This window comes from Roseomonas sp. BN140053 (genome assembly GCF_047690175.1).
GTDB lineage: Bacteria > Pseudomonadota > Alphaproteobacteria > Acetobacterales > Acetobacteraceae > Roseomonas.
The window spans coordinates 72086-93650 of the sequence record NZ_JBLLEB010000013.1 but is presented as its reverse complement, the minus strand read 5'-3'; the positions used below and the strand labels follow the sequence as shown (position 1 = coordinate 93650).

General features: G+C 73.0%; 19 protein-coding genes. 10 read left to right on the top strand and 9 right to left on the bottom strand.

Annotation, left to right across the window (positions count from 1 at the left end; all coding sequences use genetic code 11):
• Positions 1-15 precede the first annotated feature (15 nt).
• Both ACLIBK_RS13945 and ACLIBK_RS13940 read left to right on the top strand, forming a co-directional pair.
• Complete coding sequence (locus tag ACLIBK_RS13945; protein ID WP_415387874.1) at positions 16-1164, top strand: hypothetical protein; 1149 nt, start codon at positions 16-18, stop codon at positions 1162-1164.
• Entirely contained in the window at positions 1161-2405 is a 1245-nt protein-coding gene (locus ACLIBK_RS13940) for a capsule biosynthesis protein (RefSeq protein WP_415387873.1), read from the top strand. The genes ACLIBK_RS13945 and ACLIBK_RS13940 overlap by 4 nt, the downstream gene beginning before the upstream one ends.
• Positions 2406-2823: 418 nt before the next feature.
• On the opposite strand, the gene ACLIBK_RS13935 is transcribed toward ACLIBK_RS13940, so the two are convergent.
• Entirely contained in the window at positions 2824-4464 is a 1641-nt protein-coding gene (locus ACLIBK_RS13935) for a capsular biosynthesis protein (protein ID WP_415387872.1), read from the bottom strand.
• 221 nt (positions 4465-4685) lie between these two features.
• Between ACLIBK_RS13935 and ACLIBK_RS13930 the strand changes: the two genes are divergently transcribed.
• From ACLIBK_RS13930 to ACLIBK_RS13910, 5 genes are read left to right on the top strand one after another with little or no spacing between them, the layout of a single operon-like run.
• Positions 4686-5141 (top strand): DVU3141 family protein, encoded by a 456-nt coding sequence (locus ACLIBK_RS13930; RefSeq protein WP_415387871.1) that lies wholly within the window; start codon positions 4686-4688, stop codon positions 5139-5141.
• Positions 5142-5147: 6 nt separating this feature from the next.
• Entirely contained in the window at positions 5148-5948 is an 801-nt protein-coding gene (locus tag ACLIBK_RS13925; protein WP_415387870.1) for an ABC transporter permease, read from the top strand.
• 13 nt (positions 5949-5961) lie between these two features.
• On the top strand, positions 5962-6609 hold the full coding sequence (locus tag ACLIBK_RS13920; RefSeq protein WP_415387869.1) for an ABC transporter ATP-binding protein: 648 nt from the start codon (positions 5962-5964) through the stop codon (positions 6607-6609).
• Positions 6578-7783: a capsule biosynthesis protein gene (locus ACLIBK_RS13915; protein WP_415387868.1), complete on the top strand. Its 1206-nt coding sequence runs from the start codon at positions 6578-6580 to the stop codon at positions 7781-7783. Before ACLIBK_RS13920 ends, ACLIBK_RS13915 begins: the two co-directional genes overlap by 32 nt.
• 54 nt (positions 7784-7837) lie before the next feature.
• Entirely contained in the window at positions 7838-9718 is a 1881-nt protein-coding gene (locus tag ACLIBK_RS13910; protein WP_415387867.1) for a polysaccharide biosynthesis/export family protein, read from the top strand.
• A 340-nt stretch (positions 9719-10058) separates the two neighbouring features.
• Here ACLIBK_RS13910 and ACLIBK_RS13905 read toward each other — a convergent pair whose 3' ends face one another.
• From ACLIBK_RS13905 to ACLIBK_RS13880, 6 genes are read right to left on the bottom strand one after another with little or no spacing between them, the layout of a single operon-like run.
• Positions 10059-11579, bottom strand: coding sequence for a Ppx/GppA family phosphatase (locus tag ACLIBK_RS13905; RefSeq protein WP_415387896.1), 1521 nt, complete (start codon positions 11577-11579; stop codon positions 10059-10061).
• A 16-nt stretch (positions 11580-11595) separates the two neighbouring features.
• On the bottom strand, positions 11596-13818 hold the full coding sequence (locus ACLIBK_RS13900) for an RNA degradosome polyphosphate kinase (RefSeq protein WP_415387866.1): 2223 nt from the start codon (positions 13816-13818) through the stop codon (positions 11596-11598).
• 12 nt (positions 13819-13830) lie between these two features.
• Complete coding sequence (locus ACLIBK_RS13895) at positions 13831-14565, bottom strand: chromosomal replication initiator DnaA (protein ID WP_415387865.1); 735 nt, start codon at positions 14563-14565, stop codon at positions 13831-13833.
• Positions 14562-15707, bottom strand: coding sequence for an AI-2E family transporter (locus ACLIBK_RS13890; RefSeq protein WP_415387864.1), 1146 nt, complete (start codon positions 15705-15707; stop codon positions 14562-14564). Before ACLIBK_RS13890 ends, ACLIBK_RS13895 begins: the two co-directional genes overlap by 4 nt.
• Before the next feature lie 56 nt (positions 15708-15763).
• The gene (locus ACLIBK_RS13885) at positions 15764-16483 is read right to left on the bottom strand and encodes a CDP-alcohol phosphatidyltransferase family protein (RefSeq protein WP_415387863.1); all 720 of its coding nucleotides are present in this window, start codon (positions 16481-16483) and stop codon (positions 15764-15766) included.
• Positions 16480-17208 carry a hypothetical protein gene (locus ACLIBK_RS13880; protein ID WP_415387862.1) on the bottom strand — a complete coding sequence of 243 codons (729 nt, stop codon included), beginning with the start codon at positions 17206-17208 and terminating at the stop codon, positions 16480-16482. The genes ACLIBK_RS13885 and ACLIBK_RS13880 overlap by 4 nt, the downstream gene beginning before the upstream one ends.
• A gap of 167 nt (positions 17209-17375) precedes the next feature.
• Between ACLIBK_RS13880 and purM the strand changes: the two genes are divergently transcribed.
• The 3 genes from purM to ACLIBK_RS13865 all read left to right on the top strand — a co-directional run bounded on the left by purM (position 17376) and on the right by ACLIBK_RS13865 (position 19477).
• On the top strand, positions 17376-18578 hold the full coding sequence (gene purM / locus ACLIBK_RS13875; protein WP_415387861.1) for a phosphoribosylformylglycinamidine cyclo-ligase: 1203 nt from the start codon (positions 17376-17378) through the stop codon (positions 18576-18578).
• Positions 18575-19231 carry a phosphoribosylglycinamide formyltransferase gene (gene purN, locus ACLIBK_RS13870; RefSeq protein WP_415387860.1) on the top strand — a complete coding sequence of 219 codons (657 nt, stop codon included), beginning with the start codon at positions 18575-18577 and terminating at the stop codon, positions 19229-19231. Before purM ends, purN begins: the two co-directional genes overlap by 4 nt.
• Before the next feature lie 87 nt (positions 19232-19318).
• Complete coding sequence (locus tag ACLIBK_RS13865; RefSeq protein WP_415387859.1) at positions 19319-19477, top strand: aa3-type cytochrome c oxidase subunit IV; 159 nt, start codon at positions 19319-19321, stop codon at positions 19475-19477.
• 128 nt (positions 19478-19605) lie between these two features.
• On the opposite strand, the gene ACLIBK_RS13860 is transcribed toward ACLIBK_RS13865, so the two are convergent.
• Positions 19606-20922: an EAL domain-containing protein gene (locus ACLIBK_RS13860; RefSeq protein ID WP_415387858.1), complete on the bottom strand. Its 1317-nt coding sequence runs from the start codon at positions 20920-20922 to the stop codon at positions 19606-19608.
• A 94-nt stretch (positions 20923-21016) separates the two neighbouring features.
• Complete coding sequence (locus ACLIBK_RS13855) at positions 21017-21541, bottom strand: septal ring lytic transglycosylase RlpA family protein (protein ID WP_415387857.1); 525 nt, start codon at positions 21539-21541, stop codon at positions 21017-21019.
• Positions 21542-21565 lie beyond the last annotated feature (24 nt).

The window sequence follows — 21565 nt, the reverse complement described above, 5'->3', positions numbered from 1 at the left end:
CCGGGCAGGCCGCGCGTGACCGTCGCGGTGGCCGAGGTCCGCGATGCCGCGGCCGCGGAAACCTGGCTGAACCTGCCGGCGGCGCTGGGCGGCGAGGCAGCGGGCTGGACCGTACCGCTGCTGTTCGAATCGCGCCGCGTCTTCGACCCCGGCTTCAACGGCGCGCTGGCGGAATGGCACCTGGCCCGCTTCCTGGCGCTGCGGGACGGACAGGCGGTGGGGCGGATCTGCGCCGCCCTGCCACGCGACGGCTCCACCGGCGGGGTGGGCAATTTCGGCTTCCTGGCCTGCGAGCGCGACCCTTCCGTGCTGCACGCGCTGCTGCGAACCGCGTCGCACTGGCTCGCCGAACGGGGGGCGAGCGACCTGCGCGGCCCGCTCTCCTTTTCGGTCAACCACGAGGCCGGGGTGCGGGTGGCGGGCTTCAGCGAGGGGCCGATGCTGCGCATGCCGCGCAACCCGCCCTGGCTGGGCGAACTGCTGGACGGCTCCGGGCTGGCGCGGGAACGGGACGTGCTGGCCTGCACGCTCGACATCGCGCGCGAGCGGCACCGCGCTCGCTTCGCCCCCGTGCTCGCGCGCTGGCCGGGGCGGCACGAATTGCGGGTGCGCCGCCTGGACCGCCTGCGCCTCGGCGCCGAGGTGTCGCTGCTGCGCGACCTTTACAACGACGCCTGGGCGGAGAACTGGGCCGCCCAGCCCGTCAGCGCCGCCGAGGCCGGGGTGATGCGCAAGCTGCTCACCCCCCTGCTGGCCAGCGGGCAGGTGCTCTTCGCGGAATGGCGGGGCGAGGCGGTAGGCCTGTGCTCGGTGGTGCCCAACATCGAGGAGGTGTCCTCCCGGCTGGGCGGCCATCTCCTGCCCTTCGGCTGGGCCGCCATGGCCGGGGCGCTGCTGGGCCGGGTGGGCTCGGCCCGGATGCCGCTGCTGGGGGTGCGCCGCGCGTATCGCGGCAGCCCCATTTCCGCCATGGCCGTGGGGTCCTTGCTCAGCGAGGCCATCGGCATCGCCGAGCGCCGGGGGTGGGGACGGCTGGAAGTCTCCTGGATCCTGGAGGACAACGCACCGATGCTCGCCACCATGGCCCGCCTGCCCGCGCCGGAATCGGGGCGGTGGCGGGTCTGGCGCGCGGCCCTGCCGTGGATGCCTGCCCCCGCCCCGTGACCGCCCCGTCCAAGAAAAGCTTCGTCTTCCTGCAAGGCCCGATCAGCCCCTTCTTCCGGGAGGTGGGTGCGGGGCTGCGGGCGCTCGGCCACGAGGTGGTGCGGGTGAACCTGAACCTGGGCGACCGGCTGCTGTGGTGGGGCGAGGGCACGGTGGACTATCGCGGCCGGCGCGAAGACTGGCCGCACTGGATCGAGCGCTTCCTGGAAGAGCGCGACGCCACCGACCTGGTGCTGCTGGGCGAGCAGCGGCCGCCGCACAAGGTCGCCATTGCCGCCGCCCGCGCCCGCGGGGCGCAGGTGGTGGCCACGGATTTCGGCTATATCCGCCCCGACTGGATCGTGCTGGAACAGGAAGGGATGAACGGCGAGAGCCGCTTCCCGCGCGACCCGCAGGCGATCCTGGACCTGGCCCGCGACCTGCCGCCGCCCGACCTGGCCGTGCGCCACCGCGACAATTTCGGTGCCCAGGCCTTCTGGGACGTGGCCTACCACATCGCCACCATGTCGCCCTGGCCCTTTCCGCACTACCGCAGCCACCAGCTGCACGGGCCGATCCCGGTCTATGCCGGCACCGCCGTGCGGCTGCTGATGCGCAACCGCGAGAACCGCCGGGCCGACGCCATCCTGCGCGACCTGCAGGGCACCGGGCCGCTGTTCCTGTTCGCCATGCAGATGGAAACCGACTTTTCCCTGCGCGCCTATTCCCACTTCCCCGACATGGACACGCCGATCGGCGAAACCATCGCCTCCTTCGCGGCGCATGCCCCGGCGGATGCCAAGCTGCTGATGAAGGTCCACCCCCTCGACCCCGGGCTGAAAGCCTGGCGCCGGCGGGTGCGGCGCATCGCCGAGCGGTATGGCGCCGTGGACCGGGTGCACTACCTCGGCGGCGGCAACCTCGGCGACATCGTGGAAAGCGTGCAGGGCGTGGTCACCGTGAACAGCACGGTGGGCATGCGCGCCATCGTGGACGGGTTGCCGACCCATGCCATGGGCGAGGCCATCTACAAGGTTCCCGGCCTGACCCATGCCGGCCCGCTGGACAGTTTCTGGACCGGCGGCCGGCCCCCCGACCCCGTGCTGCGCGAAGCCTTCCTGCGCGGCATCGCCCATTGCCTGCACATCCGCGGCGTCTACTACGCCCGCCCCGGCCTGGACGCGGCCGTGCGCGCCGCCATCCACCGCCTGCACAACGGGTTGCTCAACGTCCCCCTGCCGGAACCGCCCGACGTCGCTTGAGCGGCGGCGCCTGCTCCAGGTTGGCGCTAATGCCTGCGGCAGCTGCGGTTCTGGTCCTCGGCAGGTGGAGTGGTCCTTGTGGGCCGGTCGATCTGGGGTGTTCTGGCCTGGCCAAGGGGGCTCTGCCCCCTTGGAGCCCCCGCGAGGAGCTTAGGCTCCTCGACCTCATGAGTGCCTCCGGCGGGGGCGGGCTGGACAGCGTTGTCCATCATGGCTGCCGTCGGCCGTCCCGCCCCCGCCGGAGGCACTCAACGTGGGGTCCGGGGAGTTCGTAACTCCCCGGCTCGGGCAAAGGCAGAGCCTTTGCCCTGGGGTCCAGGGGCAGCGCCCCTGGCCAAGGCCTGAACACCCCAGAACAACCTCACCGACAGGCACAACCCCCACCGGCTGTAGCCCAGAACCGCAGCTGTTGCAGGGATCAGCGCCAGCCGGCCAGGCGGGACCACCAGCGGCGCAGCTGGCCTTCCAGGCCGCGATGCAGGGTCAGGGGCGAGAGGCGCCAGGCGTCCGGATCGTCCAGGCGCTCCAGGATCAGCTCGGGGGTGCAGGGCAGCAGCGTCACGGGGTCGAGGTAGCGGGGGTAGAGGATCAGCGTGGCCGCCACCAGCGCGTCCAGGCTGCGCGGCAGGTTGCGTCGGCCGGGGGGGAAGCCCTCGGGGGCGCGGTCGGTGGTTAGGCCCCAGCCGGCATAGAAGGGCCGGCCCCAGGTGGTCACGGGTAGGCCGCGCAGCAGCGCCTCGAAGCCCGACAGGGAGGTCAGGGTGTGCAGCGCGTCCACGACGGGGAACAGGGCGGACAGGGAGGCGCCGGTCACCACCTGGTCCGCCACCGCCATCAGGTCCTGCGCGGCGATGCGGCCGCGGCGGAACCCGGCTTCCAGGTCGGGGTGCGGCTTGTACACCAGGAAGGCCTCCGGCTCGGCCGCCCGCACGGCGCGCAGCAGGGCGAGGTTGGAGCGGATGGCTCCGCCGCCCAGGATCACGGACGCGTCGTCCTCCACCTGCCCGGGCACCAGGACCACGCGGCGGCCCGGGGGGGCGGACAGCGCGGGCGCTTCGCCGGACAGGTGGTATTTGCCGATGCCGCGCTCCACGATGGCGGCGCGCAGCGCCGCGGCGCGTCGCAGGGTGTCGGAGTCGGACACGCCGTCCCGCAGTAAATCTTCCAGGGCGGAAGGCGAGCGCGGGTCGTAATAGGCGGCCTTTGCGTCCAGGCAGTAGGAGGCCCCCGGCAGGAAGCGCGCCCCGATCCCGCGCGAGCGCAGGAACCCGTCCTCCAGCGCCAGCACCGGCACCCCCTGCCCGCGCAAGCCCGGCCGCTCGCGCGAGGACCAGACGGCCACCGCCCCGCCGGCCTGCCGTGCCGCGGCCAGGGCGGCCGGCGCGCTGCGGGCGAAGCGCGGTCCGCCGGCGTCGTGGCCCAGCAGCGCCGAAACATGTGCCCGCTTCCAGCGCGCCACCCCCAGGCACACGGTGATCCGGGCGTTCTCCGCCGCCTGCGCGCGCCAGTGCACCAGCAGTTCCAGCGCTTCCCCCAGCGACCAGGGGCGGTGGCGGAACGGGTCGGCGCAGCGGGCTTCGGCGAGGCTCGCTTCCGGCGCGTCGGCGCAGGGCAGGCCGGCGAGCCGCGCCAGCAGCGCCATCGCCCGTCCCGCACCGCGCACCTCGGAAGCGGCGTCGAGCAGCGTCCAGGGCGAAACCCGCTCGGCCACGAGCCGGGCGCCCGGCACGGGATCCGGCGCCCGGTCCGACCAGGGATCGCGCCACAACAGCACCCGCTGCCCTTCCGCCACCGCCGCGGCCGCCGCGACGGCCGACAGGGCCAGCACCGCGCGCTGCGGCGGCAGGCCGAGCGCAGCGGCGCCGGGGTCGGGCAGGCCGGGCGGCCCGCCCAGGCGGTGCGACACCAGGAAGGCGGCCGCGTCCCGGCGGTCCTCCGCGCCGGGCGGCGGGGCGCCGGGGGCGAACAGTACGGGCGGCGCGGCGCGGCCGGCAAAGGCCGAGGGTTCCAGGGGGCGGAAGCTTATCGGCTGCACCGGCCCGGACCAGCCCTGCGGCACCGCCTGCCCCTCCGGCAACAGCAGCCTTGGGGGATCGGCACCGCCCGCGGCAGTTGCGACGGCCGGTCGAGTCGGAACCGGGGGAGCCACGCGGGCTTCCGGCCAGAAGGCGGGAAGATGTGGACAGCCTGCAAGAAGCGCAGACCCAATCGTGATCGTCCCCACCGGGCGTACCGTGCAATCTTTTTGCTGCGGGCGCGAAGATCGGCTAGAATGATCCCATGAACTCATGCGCCAGCACTTTCCGGGTCCAGGGACTGCGGCGTGTCACCCCCGCTCTGTTGCTGCTGGCGCTCTCGGCCTGCGGCAGCCAGAACGTGGTGATGCCCTGGGATGGCCTGCGGAGCAATGCCTCCGTGGCACCGGTGATTTCCCCCGCGACCCTGCCCGCCGGCACGGTGCCGGTGACGGCGGTGGCCCGCCCCGGCGACGCCCTGGGCGCCTTTGCCGCCCGCGCCCAGCCCGGGCAGCAGGAAAGCGTGGTGCTATCGGACAGCGGCCGCACGGCGGTCGTGCAGCTGGTGCGCAGCTACAACGCCGCCTCCGGCCGCGAATGCCGCGAGCTGCTGGTCGGCGGCACGTCGGAAGGGCGCAACGCGCTGTACTGCCAGGACCCCGCCGTCGGCTGGGCACCCGCCCGCCCCCTGCTGCGGGGCGGCAACATCGGGCGGTCCTGAACCGCCGTGAGCACCAGCTTCCCGCAGCGCACGAGCTTGTCCGAGAGCGCCCGCATCCAGGGCTCGGTGATCGGCGCGCTGATCATGCGCGAGCTGCAAACGCGCTTCGGCCGGCACAATATCGGCTTTCTCTGGCTGTTCCTGGAACCGCTGGTGCTGGGCACGGCCGTGGCCGCGATCCACTACGCGTCAGGGCACTCGATGCCAGGGGGTCTCGACCCCTTCATGTTCAGCATCATCGGCTACGTGCCCTTCTTCGTGTTCCGCGCCATCTTCAACCGCGCGCCCACCGCGATCCACGCCAACCTCACGCTGCTGTTCCACCGCCACGTGACGCTGCTGGACATCATGATCGCGCGCAACCTGCTGGAAAGCGCGGCGGTAACGGGCGTGATCCTGATCCTGCTCGCCTTCACCTCCGTGATCGCGGGCCAGGCGCCGGAAAACGTGTCGCTGATCATGTTCGGCATGATCTGCATGATCCTGCTGTCGCACGGCCTGTCGCTGATGCTGGCGGCGGCCGGCACGGTGTGGGAAGGCTTCGACCGACTGGTGCACCCCTTCACCTACCTGATGATGCCGCTGTCCGGCGCCTTCTACGCCCTGGCCTGGTTCCCGCCGGAAGTGCGCGAGGCGCTGCTGTGGATCCCGCTGGTCAACATCCACGAGATGATCCGCGAGGGCCAGTTCGGCTCCCGCCTCGTGTCCTACTACGACGTGTCCTACATCATCGAGTGGATCCTGGTGACGAACCTGCTGGGCATGGCGGCGCTGCGCCGCGTGCGCCGCAACCTCAGCATGTTCTGAGGGAGGCCGCCGCATGATCGTCGTCGACAATGTTTGGAAGAGCTTCCACACCCGCGCCGGGGTGCGGCAGGTGCTGCAGGGCGTCAACATGACGGTGCGGCGCGGCGACGCGATCGGCATCCTCGGCCGCAACGGCGCGGGCAAGTCCACGCTGCTGCGCATCCTGGCCGGCGTCGAATCCCCCAGCGTCGGCCGCGTGCACCGTGGCATGAGCGTGTCCTGGCCGCTGGCGGCGGGCTTCGGGGTGCAGGCCAGTCTGACCGGCGCCGACAATGCCCGCTTCATCGCCCGCATCTACAACCTGCCGATCCAGCAGGTGCTGGACTCGGTGCAGGACTTCGCCGAACTCGGCCCGTATTTCTACGAGCAGGTCCGGACCTATTCCGCCGGCATGATGAGCCGCCTGTTGCTGGGCCTCTCCTTCGCCGTGGACTTCGAATGCTACCTTGTGGACGAGGCCGTGTCCGCCGGCGACGCCCGCTTCGCGGAGCGCTCGCGCATCGCGCTGGAAGAACGCCTTTCGCGGGCCTCGCTGCTGATGGTCACCCACAGCGAAGCCCATGTGAAAATGTACTGCCGCACCGCCGCCGTGTTGCACGGGGGCCGGCTGGTTATCCACGAGGATGTCGATGAAGCTATCGCCGCCTATCAGTCCCTTTGACGCGGCGGGCAGCCTCGATGGCGCAAGCCTGGCCCGGCCCCTTCCGCGTCCGCCGTCCAAGATCAAGCGCTTCCTGCACCGCCACCGCGGCTTCCTGCTGGTGGTCGCGCTACCGACGGCGATCGCCGCCGCCTACCTGATCGGCGTGGCCGCGCCGCAGTACGAGAGCGAGTCGCGCTTCCTGATCCGCACCCGCTCCGGCGCCGCGCCCAGCGGCAATGGCGGGGCGCTGGGCGACATGCTGGGGGCGGCCGGCTTCAAGCCCAGCCAGGAAGACGCCATGGCGGTGCGGGACTTCCTGGAGTCGCGCGACGCGCTGCGGGGCATCCAGGGCAGCGTGAACCCGGTGGAGATCTGGCGCCGGCCGGAAGCCGACATCGTGGCCCGCCTGTGGGACGAGAATCCCTCCACCGAGAAGCTGCTGAAGTATTTCCGCCGCATGGTGGACATCAACCACGACGCCGGCTCGGGCGTGCTGACGCTGCGCGTGCGCGCCTTCCGCCCCGAGGATGCCCACACCCTGTCCGAGGCGCTGCTGACGCAGTCCGAGCAGTTGGTGAACAGCATGGGCGAGCGCGCCCGCGAAAGCGCCCTGAACGTGGCGCGCCAGGAAGTGGAGCGCGCCGAGCAGCGCGTCATCGCCTCGCGCGAGTCGCTCACCGACTTCCGCGTGCGCGAGCGCGCGGTGGACCCGACCAGCGAGGCCGCGGCCAGCCTGGCCACCGTGGCCCGGCTGGAAGGCGCGCTGCTGGAAGCGCGGGCCGAGCTGACGGAGAAATCCGCCTATCTGCGCCCCGACAACCCGGCGCTGCGCACCGTGCAGAACCGTGTCAACGCGCTGGAACAGCAGGCGCGGACCGAGCGCGCCCGCATCACCGGCGGCGCAGCGGGTCAGCAGGCCCTGCCGCAGCAGCTGGCCGGCTACGAGCGCCTGATGCTGGAGCGCGAGTTCGCCGACAAGCAGCTCGCCTCCGCCACCGCCTCGCAGGAAATGGCGCGGGTGGATGCGCAGCGGCAGCAGCTGTTCATCACCCGGATCGTGCAGCCCAACGTTGCCGAATCGGCCGAGTATCCGCGCGTAGGCTTCATCCTCGGCAGCCTGTTCGTGGTGCTCTGCGTGGTCTACGGTGTGCTCTGGCTGGTGCTCGCCGGGGTGCGGGAACACGCCGCCTGACCGTCCCGGGGGGGATGGCTGGTCACGGGTGAGTTGTTGGGGAAAGGGTATCCCATGCGTGCGCTGATCATGGCGGCCGCCCTGCTGGTCACGGCGGGCGCCTCCACGCTCGTCCGGGCGCAAACCACGCAGCAGTTCCCGCAGCAGCAACAGCAGCAGTTCCAATCGAGCTCGCAGTTCGGACAGAACTCGCAGTTCCAGGACCAGCTGCCGCAGCCCGTGCCCTCCGCCACGCCCGGGCTGCTGTCGCCCAACAGCAGCGGCACCTCGCAGCTGCCGCCCTATCCGCAGGGCTACACGCCCAACCCGGTGACCGGGGGCTACGACCCCGCCACCGCGGCGGGGCTGCTGCCCAACAACATTCCCCTGGTCCGCCCCGGCACCACCACCGAGGCCGAGGGCGGCCCGATCGTGGCCGGCCCCCTGGGTGAGCCGGACCGCTTCCCCGGCCCGGCCCGCGCTGTGTTCGGCGCCGCGCTGTTCAACCGCGCCGCGCCCAGCTCCACCGACGCGCCCAACGCCAATTACCGACTCGGCCCCGGCGACCGCGTCAGCGTGCGCGTCTGGGGCGCCGTGGAGGCCGAGGTGGTCGGCCAGGTCGACCCCGACGGCAACCTGTTCCTGCCCTCCATCGGCCCGATCCGGGTCGCGGGCGCGCGGGCCGGCGACCTGCAGCGCATCGTCGAGAACGAGGTGCGCCGCATCTACACGCAGCAGGTGCAGGTCTACGCCGTGCTGCTGAACACCAACCGCATCGGCGTCTTCGTCACCGGCTTCGTGCGCGCGCCCGGCCGCTACAGCGGCTCGGCGGCGGAAAGCGTGCTGGACTACCTGCTGCGCGGCGGCGGCGTGGACCCCGCCCGCGGCTCCTTCCGCGACATCACCGTGATGCGGGGTGGCCGGCCGGTGATGAAGGTTGACCTGTACGCCTTCCTGCTGCGCGGCACCCTGCCCAACATGCTGCTGCAGGAAGGCGACACCATCATCGTCGCCCGGCAGGGCGCGCTGGTGGGCGTGGACGGCTCGGTGCGCAACAACTACCTCTTCGAGGTGCCCGGCCGCGCCATGAGCGGCGACGAGCTGATCCAGCTCGCCGGCCCCCTGCCCGCCGCCACCAATGCGGTGATCCGCGGCACCCGCAACGGCCAGCCCTATTCGCGCTACGTCACCACCGTGCAGCTGCGCAACGTGGCGCTGCTGGACCAGGACGTGGTCAGCTTCATCACCGACGCCCCGGCGCCCACCGTGCGGGTCAACATCCAGGGCAGCCGCATCGGCCCCTCCGTGCTGGTGGCCGACCGCGACATGGGCCTGTGCCAGCTGCTGGACTACGTGGCCGTGGACCCCGTGCTGGCCGACACGCGCTCCGTCTACCTGCTGCGGCCGCGCATCGCCGCTCAGCAGCGCCGCGCCATCAACGAGGCGCTGGACCGGCTGGAGCGGGCGCTGTTCAACGCCGTGTCCACCACCACCGGCGTGGCGGAAATCCGCGCCCAGGAAGCGCAGCTGGTGGCGACCTATATCCAGCGCGGCCGCCGCATCCAGCCCGAGGGCCGGCTGGTGGTGTCCGACCGCAACGGCCGCTGCGCCGACGTGCGGCTGGAAGACAACGACACCATCGTGATCCCCGACCGCAGCCAGACCGTGCTGATCGCCGGCGAGGTGTCCACGCCGCTGGCGGTGGTGTGGCGGCCGGAGCTGCGGGTCGAGGACTACATCAGCCAGGCCGGCGGCTTCACCGACCGCGGCAGCCTGCGCAACCTGATGATCCGCAAGGCGAGCGGCGAGATCATCCTCAACCCCACCGTGGGACCCAGCCCGGGCGACGAGCTCTTCGCCCTGCCGACCCTGGATCCCAAGTACTTCCAGATCGCCCGCGACCTGATCGGGCTGATCTTCCAGTCCGCCGTCTCGGCCGCCGCCGCCGGCCTGTAGCCGCGGGGCGCCTTCGCCGGGCTTCGGTTTCCGGTGGATCGGTTGGTCCTAAGGTGTTCGGGCCGTGGCCAAGGGGGCTCTGCCCCCTTGGAGCCCCCGCGAGGAGCTTAGGCTCCTCGACCTCATGAGTGCCTCCGGCGGGGGCGGGATGGCCCACGTTGTCCCCAACGACTGCCGTTGGCCATCCCGCCCCCGCCGGAGGCACTCAACGTGGGGTCCGGGGAGTTCAAACTCCCCGGCGGGGTCCAGGGGCAGCGCCCCTGGCCACGGTCTGGGCCACCCAGACCAACCGAAGCCACCCCGGCACCGGAGCCACGCCCCGGCCGGCAGCGGAACCGCGTCAGCCCGGGGGCGGGTAGCCGTCGAGTTCGGCCCGCAGTCCCAGGGCTGCGGCCAGGCTGTCCAGGCGACGGCGCGCGCCCTCTCCGGCGAAAAGCCCACGGCCGGGCTGCATCCGCAGGCGCAGCGTGCTGCCGGCGATCTCCAGCGCCGAAGCTTCCAGCAGCTCGGGGGTGCCGCCCGACAGCGTGTAGGCCAGCCGCAGGGCAGCGCCGAGCAGCTCCGCCCGCCGCGTGCCGGCCGGGTTCAGCAGCGGCCGCACCGGCGCCAGCAGCGCATCGTCCGGCTCGGCCTCGTAGCGCAGGGCCACAGCCAGGGCGAGAAAGGCGCGGGCATGGTGGTCCAACCCGACGCCAGGCTGGCGCAGCACGCGCAGGAAGCTCTGCTCCGCGCGGTAGTCGGGGTGGTCGTGGCTGCCGACGTCGGACAGCCAGCAGGCCGCCTCGCGCAGCACGCGGTCGGCCGCGGATTCCCCCGCGAAGAGCGGCGCCGTCCAGGCGATCAGCGCCGGGGGCATCCCTTGCTCGCGCCCGAAGCGGCGCGCCATGTCGCGGCTGGCGGCCAGGGTGGGATCCTCGGTGCGCGTGGCACTGCCGAGCTGGCGGGCATACCAGCCTTCCCGCAACCCGTTGGCACTGAACACCACCCGGCTGGCGCCGGTGGCCCGCAGCAAGCGGCGCAGCGCCACGGCGGCGAAGGGCAGGTCGCCCACCCGCCGGGACGGCGCGCCGGGCAGCTTTTCCAGCGCCGCGGGCTTGGAGCCGATCAGCACGGCGCAAAGGTCGCGCGCCTCTTCCCGCCGCAGCACGTAGTGATGGACGATGGAGAGCGGGTAGCGCGTCTGCGCCATGTGCACCTTGGCCATGGCGCGCCAGGCGCCGCCCACCAGGTACAGGTCCCGGTCGCGCCCGCGCCCCAGCCAGGGTTGGGTCGCGAGGTCGGCCTCGGCGATGGCCCTCGCCCGGGCCGGGTCGCCGCCGGCGCGCTCGCACAGGCGGATCACGCCCAGCGGCAGGCTGGCCAGCGTGCCGATGCGCCCACCCGCGAGGTCCACCACCTCCAGCGAGCCGCCGCCGAGGTCGCCCAGGATGCCGTCCGCGGCGGGAAAGCCCAGCAGCACGCCCTCGGCGGAAAGGCGCGCTTCCTCCTCGCCGCTCAGGATGGTCACGGGCAGGTCGGGCAGCCGCTTGCGCAGCGCCGTGGCGAAGGCGGGACCGTTGGAGGCATCGCGCATGGCGGCGGTGGCCAGCACCTCCATCGGTGCCGCCCCCATGGCGGTGGCCAGGGCGTGGTAGCGCTCCAACACCGTGAGCGCCTGTTCCACCGCGGTCTCGTTCAGCCGCCCCGTGGTCTGCAACCCGCGCCCGAGGCCCAGCACCGCTTTCTCGTTGAGGATCGAGACCGGATTACGGCCCCTCCCCTCGAACACCACGAGGCGCACGGAATTGGAGCCGAGGTCGACCACCCCGCAGCGCGGCGGGGGCGACAGGGTGGCGGCGGGCGGCGGCAAGGGCGAGTCCAGGGGCAAGCGGGCGCGCTCAGTCCTGCGCCACACGGTCGCGCCGGCGGCGCGGCGGGGCGGCGTGGACCTGCTTCAGCGCGCTGCCGCGGCCTGACAGGGAGGGGTTGGTCATGAACCAGGCATGGGCCGAGATCGGCTGCGGCCCGGGATCAAGGCGGCGATAGGTCGCATCGGGGCCGAGTTGCCAGGACTGCGCGGTGTCCTTCAGGTTCACCACCATGATCTGGTCCAGGATCTGCGCGTGCACGGTCGGGTTCTCCACCGGGATCATGGTTTCAACGCGCCAGTCCATGTTCCGCGCCATCCAATCCGCGGAGGAAATGAACACCCGCGCCCGGCGGGACGGCAGGCGGTGGCCGTTGCCGAAGCAGTAGATGCGCGAATGCTCCAGGAAGCGGCCGACGATGCTCTTCACCCGGATGTTGGACGACAGGCCCGGCACGCCCGGACGCAGGCAGCAGATGCCGCGCACGATGCAGTCCACCTTCACCCCCGCCTCGCTGGCCCGGTACAGCGCGTCGATCAGCTGCTCGTCCACCAGGGAGTTCATCTTCAGCCAGATGCCGGCCGGGCGGCCTTCGCGGGCAAAGGCGATCTCCTGCTCGATCAGCCCCATCATGGTCGGGCGCAGGGTCAGGGGGGCGAAGGCCAGGGACTGCATGATTTCCGGGCGGGCATAGCCGGTCAGGTAGTTGAACAGCCGCGCCGCGTCGCGCGTCAAACCGGGATCGGCGGTGAAGAAGCTGAGGTCGGTGTAGATGCGCGCGGTGACGGGGTGGTAGTTGCCCGTGCCGAAATGCGCGTAGGAGCGCAACTGCCCGGCCTCGCGCCGCACCACCAGGGAGATCTTGGCGTGGATCTTCAGGTCCACGAAGCCGTAGACCACCTGCACGCCGGCCGCTTCCAGCTCCCGCGCCAGGGCGATGTTGCGCTCCTCGTCGAAGCGCGCCTTCAGCTCCACCATGGCGGTGACGGACTTGCCCGCTTCCGCCGCCTCGATCAGCGCGCGCGCGATCGGGCTGTTGCGGGAGGTGCGGTACAGCGTCTGCTTGATCGCCACCACGTTGGGGTCGCGCACCGCCTGCCGCAGGAATTGCACCACCACGTCGAAGGACTCGTAGGGGTGGTGCACCACGATGTCCTTGGCCTTGATGGCCGCGAAGCAGTCGCCGGCGAAGTCCAGGATGCGTTCGGGGAAGCGCGGCGTGTAGGGCGTGAACAGCAGGTCGGGCCGGTCGTCCACGATCATCTGCGTCAGGTCCGACAGGCCCAGCAGCTCCTCCACGGAGAAGACGCCGGACGGGCCGGCGCGGGTCTGCTCGGCCACGAAGCTGACCATGTCGGCGGGGGTGTCGGCGGTGACGGACAGGCGGATGGCGCGGCCGCGGCGGCGCTGCTTCAGCGCCGTCTCGTAGGAGCGCACGAGGTCCTCGGCCTCTTCCTCGAACTCCACGTCGGTGTCGCGGATCATGCGGAACAGCCCGTGCTCGGCCAGGATGAAGCCCGGGAACAGGTGGCGCAGGTTCAGCAGCAGCAGGTTTTCCAGCGACACGAAGCGGATGCCGCCGGCCGTGGCGGGCAGCCGCACGAAGCGCTCGATCTGCGAGGGCAGCGGCAGCAGGGCGCGCATGGTGCCGCCATCCTCCTCGCGCACCAGCTTCAGCACGAGGCAGAGGGCGAGGTTGCCGATGAACGGAAAGGGATGCGCGGGGTCCACGGCCAGGGGCGTGAGCACGGGAAAGACGCGCTCCAGGAACCAGCTGTCCAGCCAGGCGCGATCGGCCTCTTCCAGCTCCTCGGGTTCCAGCAGGGCGATGCCGGCGCCGCGCAGCATGCCGCGCATCTCGCGCCAGGCGGCCTGCTGCCGCTCAATCAGCGCGCCCGCGCGTTCCTGCACGGCAGCCAGCTGCTGCGGCGGCGTCAGGCCGTCGGGGGAGATGGCGCCGACCCCCGCGCGCTCCTGCCCGGCCAGGCCCGCGACGCGCACGGAATAGAACTCGTCGAGGTTGTTGGCGGAAATCGCGATGAAGCGCAGCCGTTCCAGCAGCGGGTGCGCGGTGTCGCCGGCCTGTTCCAGCACCCGCTCGTTGAAGGCCAGCCAGCTCAACTCACGGTTGATGAAGCGCCAGGGGGAGGCCGCCGCGTCCTCCGGTGGCCGCTGGGCGCCGGGCTCGCTGGGGGCGGCCGATCCGCCGGGCGGGCTGGCCGGGGAAACCTCGGGGGCGGGGATGCTATCCATGGCCATCCCGGTCTACAGCAGGGTCGGGTGGCGGTTCGACCCGCCCGCGCCGTCTGCCACGGAAACGTCATCCGCCGCGGCATCCTCCTCGGCGCCGAAGAAGGGCAGGTCGGCCAGCACCTGCCGCGCCAGGGCCCGGGTCACGGCACCGCCGGCGGCCAGCGCCGCGCGGTCCAGCCGCGCCGCGGCCAGGGACACGGCCGCGGCCTCGCGCGGCAGGCGCAGCAGCAGCCAGTCCTGCGTGGCCGGGTCCACCCGCACCTGCCGCTCGGCGAAATGGTGCGCCAGCAGGGCGCGCAGCAGCTGCTCGGACGGCTCCTCCACCTCCACCGCGTGAATGGCGCGCAGGCGGGAGGCGAGGTCGGGCAGCTTCACCCGCCAGCGCGCCGGCGGCTCGCGCCCGGCCAGCAGCAGCAGGGCGCCGGTGCTGGAGCAGGCGTTGATGAGGTGAAACAGCGCCTCTTCCTCGGCGGCGCAGTCGGCGTCGTCCACGGCCGAGGGCAGGCCGTCGGGCACGCCGCGCAGGGCCGAGCCTTCCAGCACCCGCAACCCCAGCCGCGCCGCGGCCTGGCGCAGCAGCAGCGACTTGCCCACCCCTTCCGGCCCGAACAGCGCCAGCCGGCCGCCCGGCCAATCATCCGGCGCCGCCAGCCAGGTGCGCGCCACGGCGTTGGAACTGTCGGGCAGCACCGGCGCGCCGCGCTCGGGCGGCAGGGCCAGCGGCAGGGGCAGCTGGCGCGGGCTCACCGCCCGGTTCTCGGCGGGTCGAGGTAGAGCGGGCTGGCGAGATAGCGGCGCAGCCAGAAGCGCGCCAGCACGCCGATGGTGGCCGCCATGGGCACCGCCAGCAGCACGCCCAGGAAGCCGAAGGCGACCCCGCCCGCGAACAGCGCGAAGATCACCCACACCGCGTGCAGCTCCACCCGGTCGCCCAGCAGCCGGGGATAGATCACGTAGCCTTCCACCGTCTGCCCGAACAGGAACACCCCCGCCACCAGTACCACCCCCTGCCACCCGCCGAACTGGCCCACCGCCAGCAGCAGCGCCGTCACCATGCCCGTCAGCGACCCGACATAGGGAATGAAGGACAGCAGCCCCGCCAGCAATCCCACCAGCAGCCCGAGCTCCAGCCCCACCGACTGCAAGGCCACGGCGTAGTAGACCGCCAGCATGCCGCAGCAGATCAGCTGCCCGCGCAGCCAGGCCGAGAGCACGCGGTCGGTGTCGCGCCCCAGCGTGCGCAGCGTGGCGGCGTAGCGCCTGGGCATCCAGGATTCCACCCGCAGGATGATGCGCGGCCAGTCGCGCAGCAGGTAGAAGCCCACCACGGGGGTCACCACGGCAAAGGTGAACACCCCGAACAGCGCGTAGCCCACCCCCAGCAGGCCGGAGCCGCCGCCGATCAGCTGCGTCGCCCCGCTCGCCAGCGCGCCCAGCATGGAGGCAGCCTGGTTCACCGCGAGATCCTGCAGCCGGGCGTCCAGCACCTCCGGCCCCAGGCGCTCCGCGGCGGCGGCCAGCAGCTCGCGCACGGTGGCGCCGATGCGGGCGATATAGGCGGGCAGGCGCTGCAGCAGCGTGCCGATCTGGGCGATCAGCAGCGGATACAGCAGCAGCACCGCCAGCAGCGCCAGGGCGCACAGGGCGAAGATCAGCAGGAACGACGCGAGGCCCCGCGGCACGCCCATCCGCGCCAGCCGCGTCGCCGGCGGGTCCAGGAAATAGGCGATGCAGATCGCCAGCACGAAGGGCGTCAGGATCGGCGAGAACAGCCACAGCACCGCGACCAGCGCCGCAGCGCCGCCCAGCACCAGCCCCAGGCGCTGGCCGCGCGTGGCGGTTTGCGGCCCGCGCGCGGCGGCCGCGAGCAGCGCGGGCGACAGGGTCACGGGCGCCGCCGGGCGCGGCGCCGGTACGGCCGGGGGCGGGGCAACGGGCGGTACGATCACGGCGTCGCCGCCGGGCGCACGGCGCTGCGGACATAGGCGGCGCCGGACAGCAGGGTGCTGGCTGCCACCAGCCACACCAGCGCCTCGGTCAGGCCCGGCAGGGGCAGGTGGAAGCCGTGCACCAGCAGCGCCACCGCGGCCAGGGCGATCTGCAGCGCCGTGTTCACCTTGGACACCCGCAGGGGCCGGATCGCCGGGCGCGCGCCTACCACGGTCAACAGCACCACGCCGCCCACGATCACCACGTCACGGAACACCACCAGGATGGCCAGCCAGTCCGGCAGCACGTTCACCCAGGCCAGGGTGACGTAGACGCTGACCAGCAGCCCCTTGTCCGCCACCGGGTCCAGCGCCGCCCCCAGGGCGGAGCGGACGTTGAACACCCGGGCGTACCAGCCGTCGATGCCGTCCGACACGCCGGCCAGCACGAACACCAGGAAGGCGAGGTCGAGCCGCTGCTGGATGATCAGCCACACCGCCGCCGGTACGGCGCAGAGCCGGGCAAAGGTGATGATGTTGGGCACGGTGAGCAGCCCCGCATCGGGCACCCCGGCGGCGTCGGGCGGCGCCCGCCCGGCGGCACCGGCCAGCGCCGACGCGGCAACATCGGGCAGCACCCGCCCGGCGGCGTCGGGCGGCGTCTGCGCGGCCTCGCCGGAGGGCGCCGCCGGCGGATCCTGCCGGAAAGGCCCGGCCTGGTCGCTGCCGCCGCTCATGTCCCTCCGGCGAGGCCGAGGCGCCAGGAACCGTCGGTGGCCGGCTCCATCAGCACGCCCGCCCCCGCCAGCCCGGGCGGCGCGGCATCGGCCGGGCCGCGCAGCCCCAGGCGCACCCGCGCCCGGTCCACCGCGATCGCCTGCAGCTGCACGCTGGCCACCTGCGGGCTGGCCAGCAGGCGGCGGCGCAGGTCCAGCCATTCCGCCAGGCTGCCGAAGCGCGCCCGCGCCTCCACCCAGGAGGAGGCGGGCGACACCGGCGGCACATAGGCCGCGTTGTTCCCGCTGCTGCCCGACGACGACCCGCCCGAGGAGGCGACGCTCCCCCCGGCCGGCACCCGGCCACCCAGGGAAGCCACGCGGCGCGGGTTGAAGTTCACGGTGACGCGGCCGGAAAAGCCGGTGCGGCTGGAGCGCTCCTGCTCCACCACCGTGCTGCTGACCAGGCCCTCGATCTGCGAATCCGACAGGCTGGAGGGCAGCCCCAGCTCGCCGGCCATGCGGGAATAGGCGATGCGCCGGGCGGAAGCGTAGGCCTGCTCGCGCGCCTTCACCGCGTCCTCGGCGGTGGCCTCGGCCGGCACGCCGCGCTGGGTGTAGCCGCCGCTGGGCGGGGTGGCCGGGGCGTCCTGCGCCAGCGCCGGCGTGGCGGCCACCAGGGGTGCGAGCAGCAGCGCACCCAGGGGAAGGAGCAGGGGAACGGCGGAGGCAACCCGCAGCGCCATCGCCAGCGAGGCCCCACGGGACAGCAGGGGGGCGGTTGCGCGACCCCGCCGAACGTGGTGTTGCCTGTCCCCCTCGCCCTGGCTCGGCACTCGGCAGCTCGGCACTCGCCTGGGCATCAGACCGTTCCTTTTCCGCAGCCCTCGGGCATAGCCGATCGGGAGACAGCATGGCCAGCCTGACCTATCGCGACGCGGGCGTGGACATCGAGGCCGGCGACGCGCTGGTGGATGCCATCAAGCCGCTCGCCCGCGCCACCGACCGCCCCGGCACCATGGGCGGGCTGGGCGGCTTCGGCGCGCTGTTCGACCTGCGCGCCGCGGGCTTCTCCGACCCCGTGCTGGTGTCGGCCACCGATGGCGTGGGCACCAAGCTGCGGCTGGCCATCGATTCGGGGCAGCACGGCGGCGTCGGCATCGACCTGGTGGCGATGTGCGTGAACGACCTGGTGGTGCAGGGCGCCGAGCCGCTGTTCTTCCTGGACTACTTCGCCACCGGCAAGCTGGAGGTGGAGCAGGCCCGCACCGTGGTGGCCGGCATCGCCGAGGGTTGCCGCCGCGCCGGCTGCGCCCTGGTGGGGGGCGAAACCGCCGAGATGCCGGGCATGTACGGCCACGGCGACTACGACCTGGCCGGATTCGCGGTGGGCGCCGCCGAGCGCGGCGCGCTGCTGCCGCGCGGCGACGTGGGGCCCGGCGACGTGGTGCTGGGGCTGCTCTCCTCCGGCGTGCATTCCAACGGCTATTCCCTGGTGCGGCGCATCCTGGAGGGCGGCAACGCCTCCCTGGGCGACCCCGCCCCGTTCGCCGCCGGGCAAACCCTGGGCGAGGCCCTGATGGAGCCCACCCGGATCTACGTGAAGCCGGTGCTGGCACTGCACCGCGCCGGGCTGCTGAAGGCGGCCGCCCACATCACCGGCGGCGGGTTGCCGGGCAACCTGCCGCGCGTGCTGCCCGCCGGCATGGCCGCGGCCATCGACGCCGGCGCCTGGACGCCGCCGCCGGTGTTCGGCTGGCTGGCGCAGCGCGGGGGCGTCGCGGCCGAGGAGATGCTGCGGGTGTTCAACTGCGGCATCGGCATGGCCCTGGTGGTGGCGGAGGCCGACGCCGAGGCCGCCATCGCCCTGCTGGAGGAAGCGGGGGAAACCGTGGCGCGGATCGGCCGGATCGAGGCCGCCTCGGATGCAGCGGGCCGCGCCCCGGAAACCGACGCGGCCGCCGCGGTCGGGGCCGCCGCTCCGGGCGGTGCGCCGCAGCCCGGCAGCGCGCCCGCGGCCGGCGCGCCGCAGCCCGGCGGCGATGGGGTGCCGGACGACCCGGCGGCGGCCACCGTTCGCTTCACCGGCCTGCGGCCCGGCTGGCCGGCGGCGTGAACCGGGCGCGCACCGCGGTCCTGATTTCCGGCCGCGGCTCCAACATGGCGGCGCTGCTGGACGCCGCCGCCGATCCGGCCTTTCCCGCCGCCATCTCCCTCGTGCTGAGCAACCGCGCCGATGCCGCCGGGCTGGAACGCGCCCGCGCCGCCGGCGTGGCCACGGCGGCGGTGGAAAGCCGCGGCTTCCGCGGCGACCGCGCCGGCTTCGAGGCCGCGATGCAGGCGGTACTGGAGGAGCACGCGATCGAGCTGGTGCTGCTGGCCGGCTTCCTGCGCGTGCTGACCGAAGGCTTCGTGCGCCGCTGGCAGGGCCGGATGCTGAACATCCACCCCAGCCTGCTGCCGGCCTTTCCCGGGCTGGACACGCATGAGCGGGCCCTGGCCGCGGGGGTGCGGCTGCATGGCTGCACCGTGCACCTCGTCTCGCCCGGGCTGGACGAGGGACCGATCCTGGCCCAGGCCGCGGTGCCCGTGCTGCCCGGGGACGACGCGGACAGCCTGGCCGCCCGGGTGCTGCAACAGGAGCACCGGATCTATCCGGCGGCGCTGCGCTGGCTGGCGGAAGGCCGGGTCGGGCCGGACGGGCGGCTGCGCGACGCGCCCTGCCCCGACCCCGCGGCGGCGCTGCGCAACCCGCCGGACGGGCCGTAGCGCCGGTCCGGCACGCCGACCCCCTTGCCCCTCCACGCCGGCCTGCCTACAGGAAGGCACAACGCTTACAAAGGACGGATCGAGCCGATGGCGCAGTCGGAGCAGCACATCGACATGGTGCCGGTGGACGCGAAGGATATCCTGGCCGATCGCCAGTCCGGCTGGAACAGCTTCATGAAGGCGGCGACCTGGGGCATCGGCATCGTCGTGGTGCTGCTGGTCCTGCTCTACCTGCTGGCCGGCTGAACCGCCGCGGCGCGACGCCCGCGCCGCGTTTCCCGCGACGGCCGTGGATGGGGGCGGGACACGCCTCTGGCCAGCGCGTGAGCCCCGTGGGGCAACCGACCTGGACCTGATCCGTGGCGGTGCCCGGATCAGGCCGCGCCGAGGCGCCGGCGCCAGGCCACCGCCGGTTCCGGGCGGCCGGTCAGCCACCCTTGCACGGCGTCGCATCCGGCCCGGGCCAGGAAGGCCAGTTGCGCCTCGTTCTCCACGCCTTCGGCCACCACCTCGGCGCCCAGGCCGTGCGCCATGCCGATCAGGGCCCGCAGCATCACCTCGCTGCGCGCCACTGTGGCCGGCGCTTCTTCCAGCCCCGCCACCAGCAGCCGGTCCAGCTTGATGCGCCGGAAACCCAGCCGCGCCAGCATGGCGAAACCGGTCGCCTGCCCGGCGCCGAAATCGTCCAGGCAGATGCCGACGCCCAGGGCACCGATCTCCGACAGTGCCGCGGCGGCCGCCTCGATCTGCGTCGCTGCCAAGGCCTCCGGCAGTTCCACCTCCAGGCGGCCGGCGGGCAGGCCGGTTTCCGCCAGCACCGTCGCCAGCACCGCGGCGGCCCGGTGGGGCCGCAGGAAGCCGGTGGACAGGTTCACCGCCACGGTGGGCGCTCCCTCCGGCCAGCGCACCGCCTCGCGCGCGGTGCGGCGCAGCACCCAGTCGTCCAGCAGTTCCGACAGGCCGGCCTGCTCCGCCAGCGGCAGGAAGTCGCCGGGGCTGAGCTGCCCGAGCCGCGGGTGGTCCCAGCGCAGCAGCGCCTCGAAGCTGACGATGCGGCAGTCGCGGGCATCGCAGATGGGCTGCAGGTGGACATCCAGCCCGGTGTTCTCGCCCACCATGGCTTCCCGCAGGTCCTCGGGGGACGGGGTTCCGGGCGCGGTGGCCGACAGGGCATCCACCGCCGGCCGCACGGCCAGGCCGCGGGCGTGCTGCTCGATCACGCTGGCCACCCCCAGGGTGAGGTCGCGCAGGATGCCGAGCATGCGCCCATCGGCGATGCGGGGCCGGGTATCGGCGATGCACACCGCGCCCAGCAGCGCCCGGTCCGGGCCGCGCAGGGGCATGCCGGCGTAGAAGCGCAGGCTCTCGCCGCGCAGCACCATCGGATTGGCGGCGAAGCGGGCGTCCACCGTGGTGTCGGGCACCACCAGCGGCTCATCGGGGTTGAGGATGGCGTGGGTGCAGAAGGCCAGGTCGCGCGGGGTTTGCCGCGCTTCCAGGCCGAAAGCCGACTTGAACCACTGGCGGTCGGCGTCGATCAGCGACACCGCCGCGATCGGGACCTCGCAGAGCCGGGCGGCGAGTCGGGTGTAGAAGTCGAAATTCGGCTCGGCGGGGGTATCGAGCAGGGAAAGACTATGCAGCGCGCTCAGGCGGTCGGCTTCGTCGATCGGCAGAGGCGCGGGCGGCATCGTAAGCCTGAGTTACGCCAACTGCCCGGGAAGTCCACCATGGGCAGGTCGGTGGGTGAAACGTTGTTGTGATTTCCCCTTTCAATCGCCCCCTTCAGCCCCAGTCCTGCGGCCGCTCGCTCAGTGCCGGGGCGGCGGGCTGGCCGGACAGGCCGGTGCCGTCGCCCAGGCGGATGCTGCCGTCCGGCTGCGGCACCGCGAGGGGCGCCACCTGCACGTTGGCCACGTTGGTCAGCCCGATCGAACGCGCGATGCCGGGGCTGAGGTCCAGCAGCCGGCCCTGACCGGTGGGACCGCGGTCGCGGATCTGCACCATGGTCACCCGGCCATTGTCCAGGTTGGTCACCCGGGCGGTGGTGCCCACGGGCAGCACCTGGCTGGCCGCCACGGCGGCGCTGGGGTCGAGCCGCGCGCCGCTGGCCAGGCGGACGCCGTTCAGCACCCCGGCCTGGCCTTGGCGCACGCGGCCGGAATGGTCCGCGCTGGCCGCACCGCGGGCCGGGCGGGTCAGCGTCACCACCGAGTTGCCGTCGCGCGGGGAAGCCGCCCAGGCCGTCGTCCCGAGCGGCAGGACGCTGAGGGTCAGTCCGAAGATCGCCTTGTAGAAGCTTGTCATCATTGGGCCCTCCGATGCGGCGGCATG

Bases quoted from the DNA above. Each gene is read 5' to 3' on its own strand.
- ACLIBK_RS13930 (WP_415387871.1), top strand. From the start codon at position 4,686: ATGAACTCATGCGCCAGCACTTTCCGGGTCCAGGGACTGCGGCGTGTC.
- ACLIBK_RS13920 (WP_415387869.1), top strand. From the start codon at position 5,962: ATGATCGTCGTCGACAATGTTTGGAAGAGCTTCCACACCCGCGCCGGG.
- ACLIBK_RS13915 (WP_415387868.1), top strand. From the start codon at position 6,578: ATGAAGCTATCGCCGCCTATCAGTCCCTTTGACGCGGCGGGCAGCCTC.
- ACLIBK_RS13910 (WP_415387867.1), top strand. From the start codon at position 7,838: ATGCGTGCGCTGATCATGGCGGCCGCCCTGCTGGTCACGGCGGGCGCC.
- ACLIBK_RS13900 (WP_415387866.1), bottom strand. From the start codon at position 13,818: ATGGATAGCATCCCCGCCCCCGAGGTTTCCCCGGCCAGCCCGCCCGGC.
- ACLIBK_RS13885 (WP_415387863.1), bottom strand. From the start codon at position 16,483: ATGAGCGGCGGCAGCGACCAGGCCGGGCCTTTCCGGCAGGATCCGCCG.
- ACLIBK_RS13880 (WP_415387862.1), bottom strand. From the start codon at position 17,208: ATGGCGCTGCGGGTTGCCTCCGCCGTTCCCCTGCTCCTTCCCCTGGGT.
- purM (WP_415387861.1), top strand. From the start codon at position 17,376: ATGGCCAGCCTGACCTATCGCGACGCGGGCGTGGACATCGAGGCCGGC.
- ACLIBK_RS13865 (WP_415387859.1), top strand. From the start codon at position 19,319: ATGGCGCAGTCGGAGCAGCACATCGACATGGTGCCGGTGGACGCGAAG.
- ACLIBK_RS13860 (WP_415387858.1), bottom strand. From the start codon at position 20,922: ATGCCGCCCGCGCCTCTGCCGATCGACGAAGCCGACCGCCTGAGCGCG.
- ACLIBK_RS13855 (WP_415387857.1), bottom strand. From the start codon at position 21,541: ATGATGACAAGCTTCTACAAGGCGATCTTCGGACTGACCCTCAGCGTC.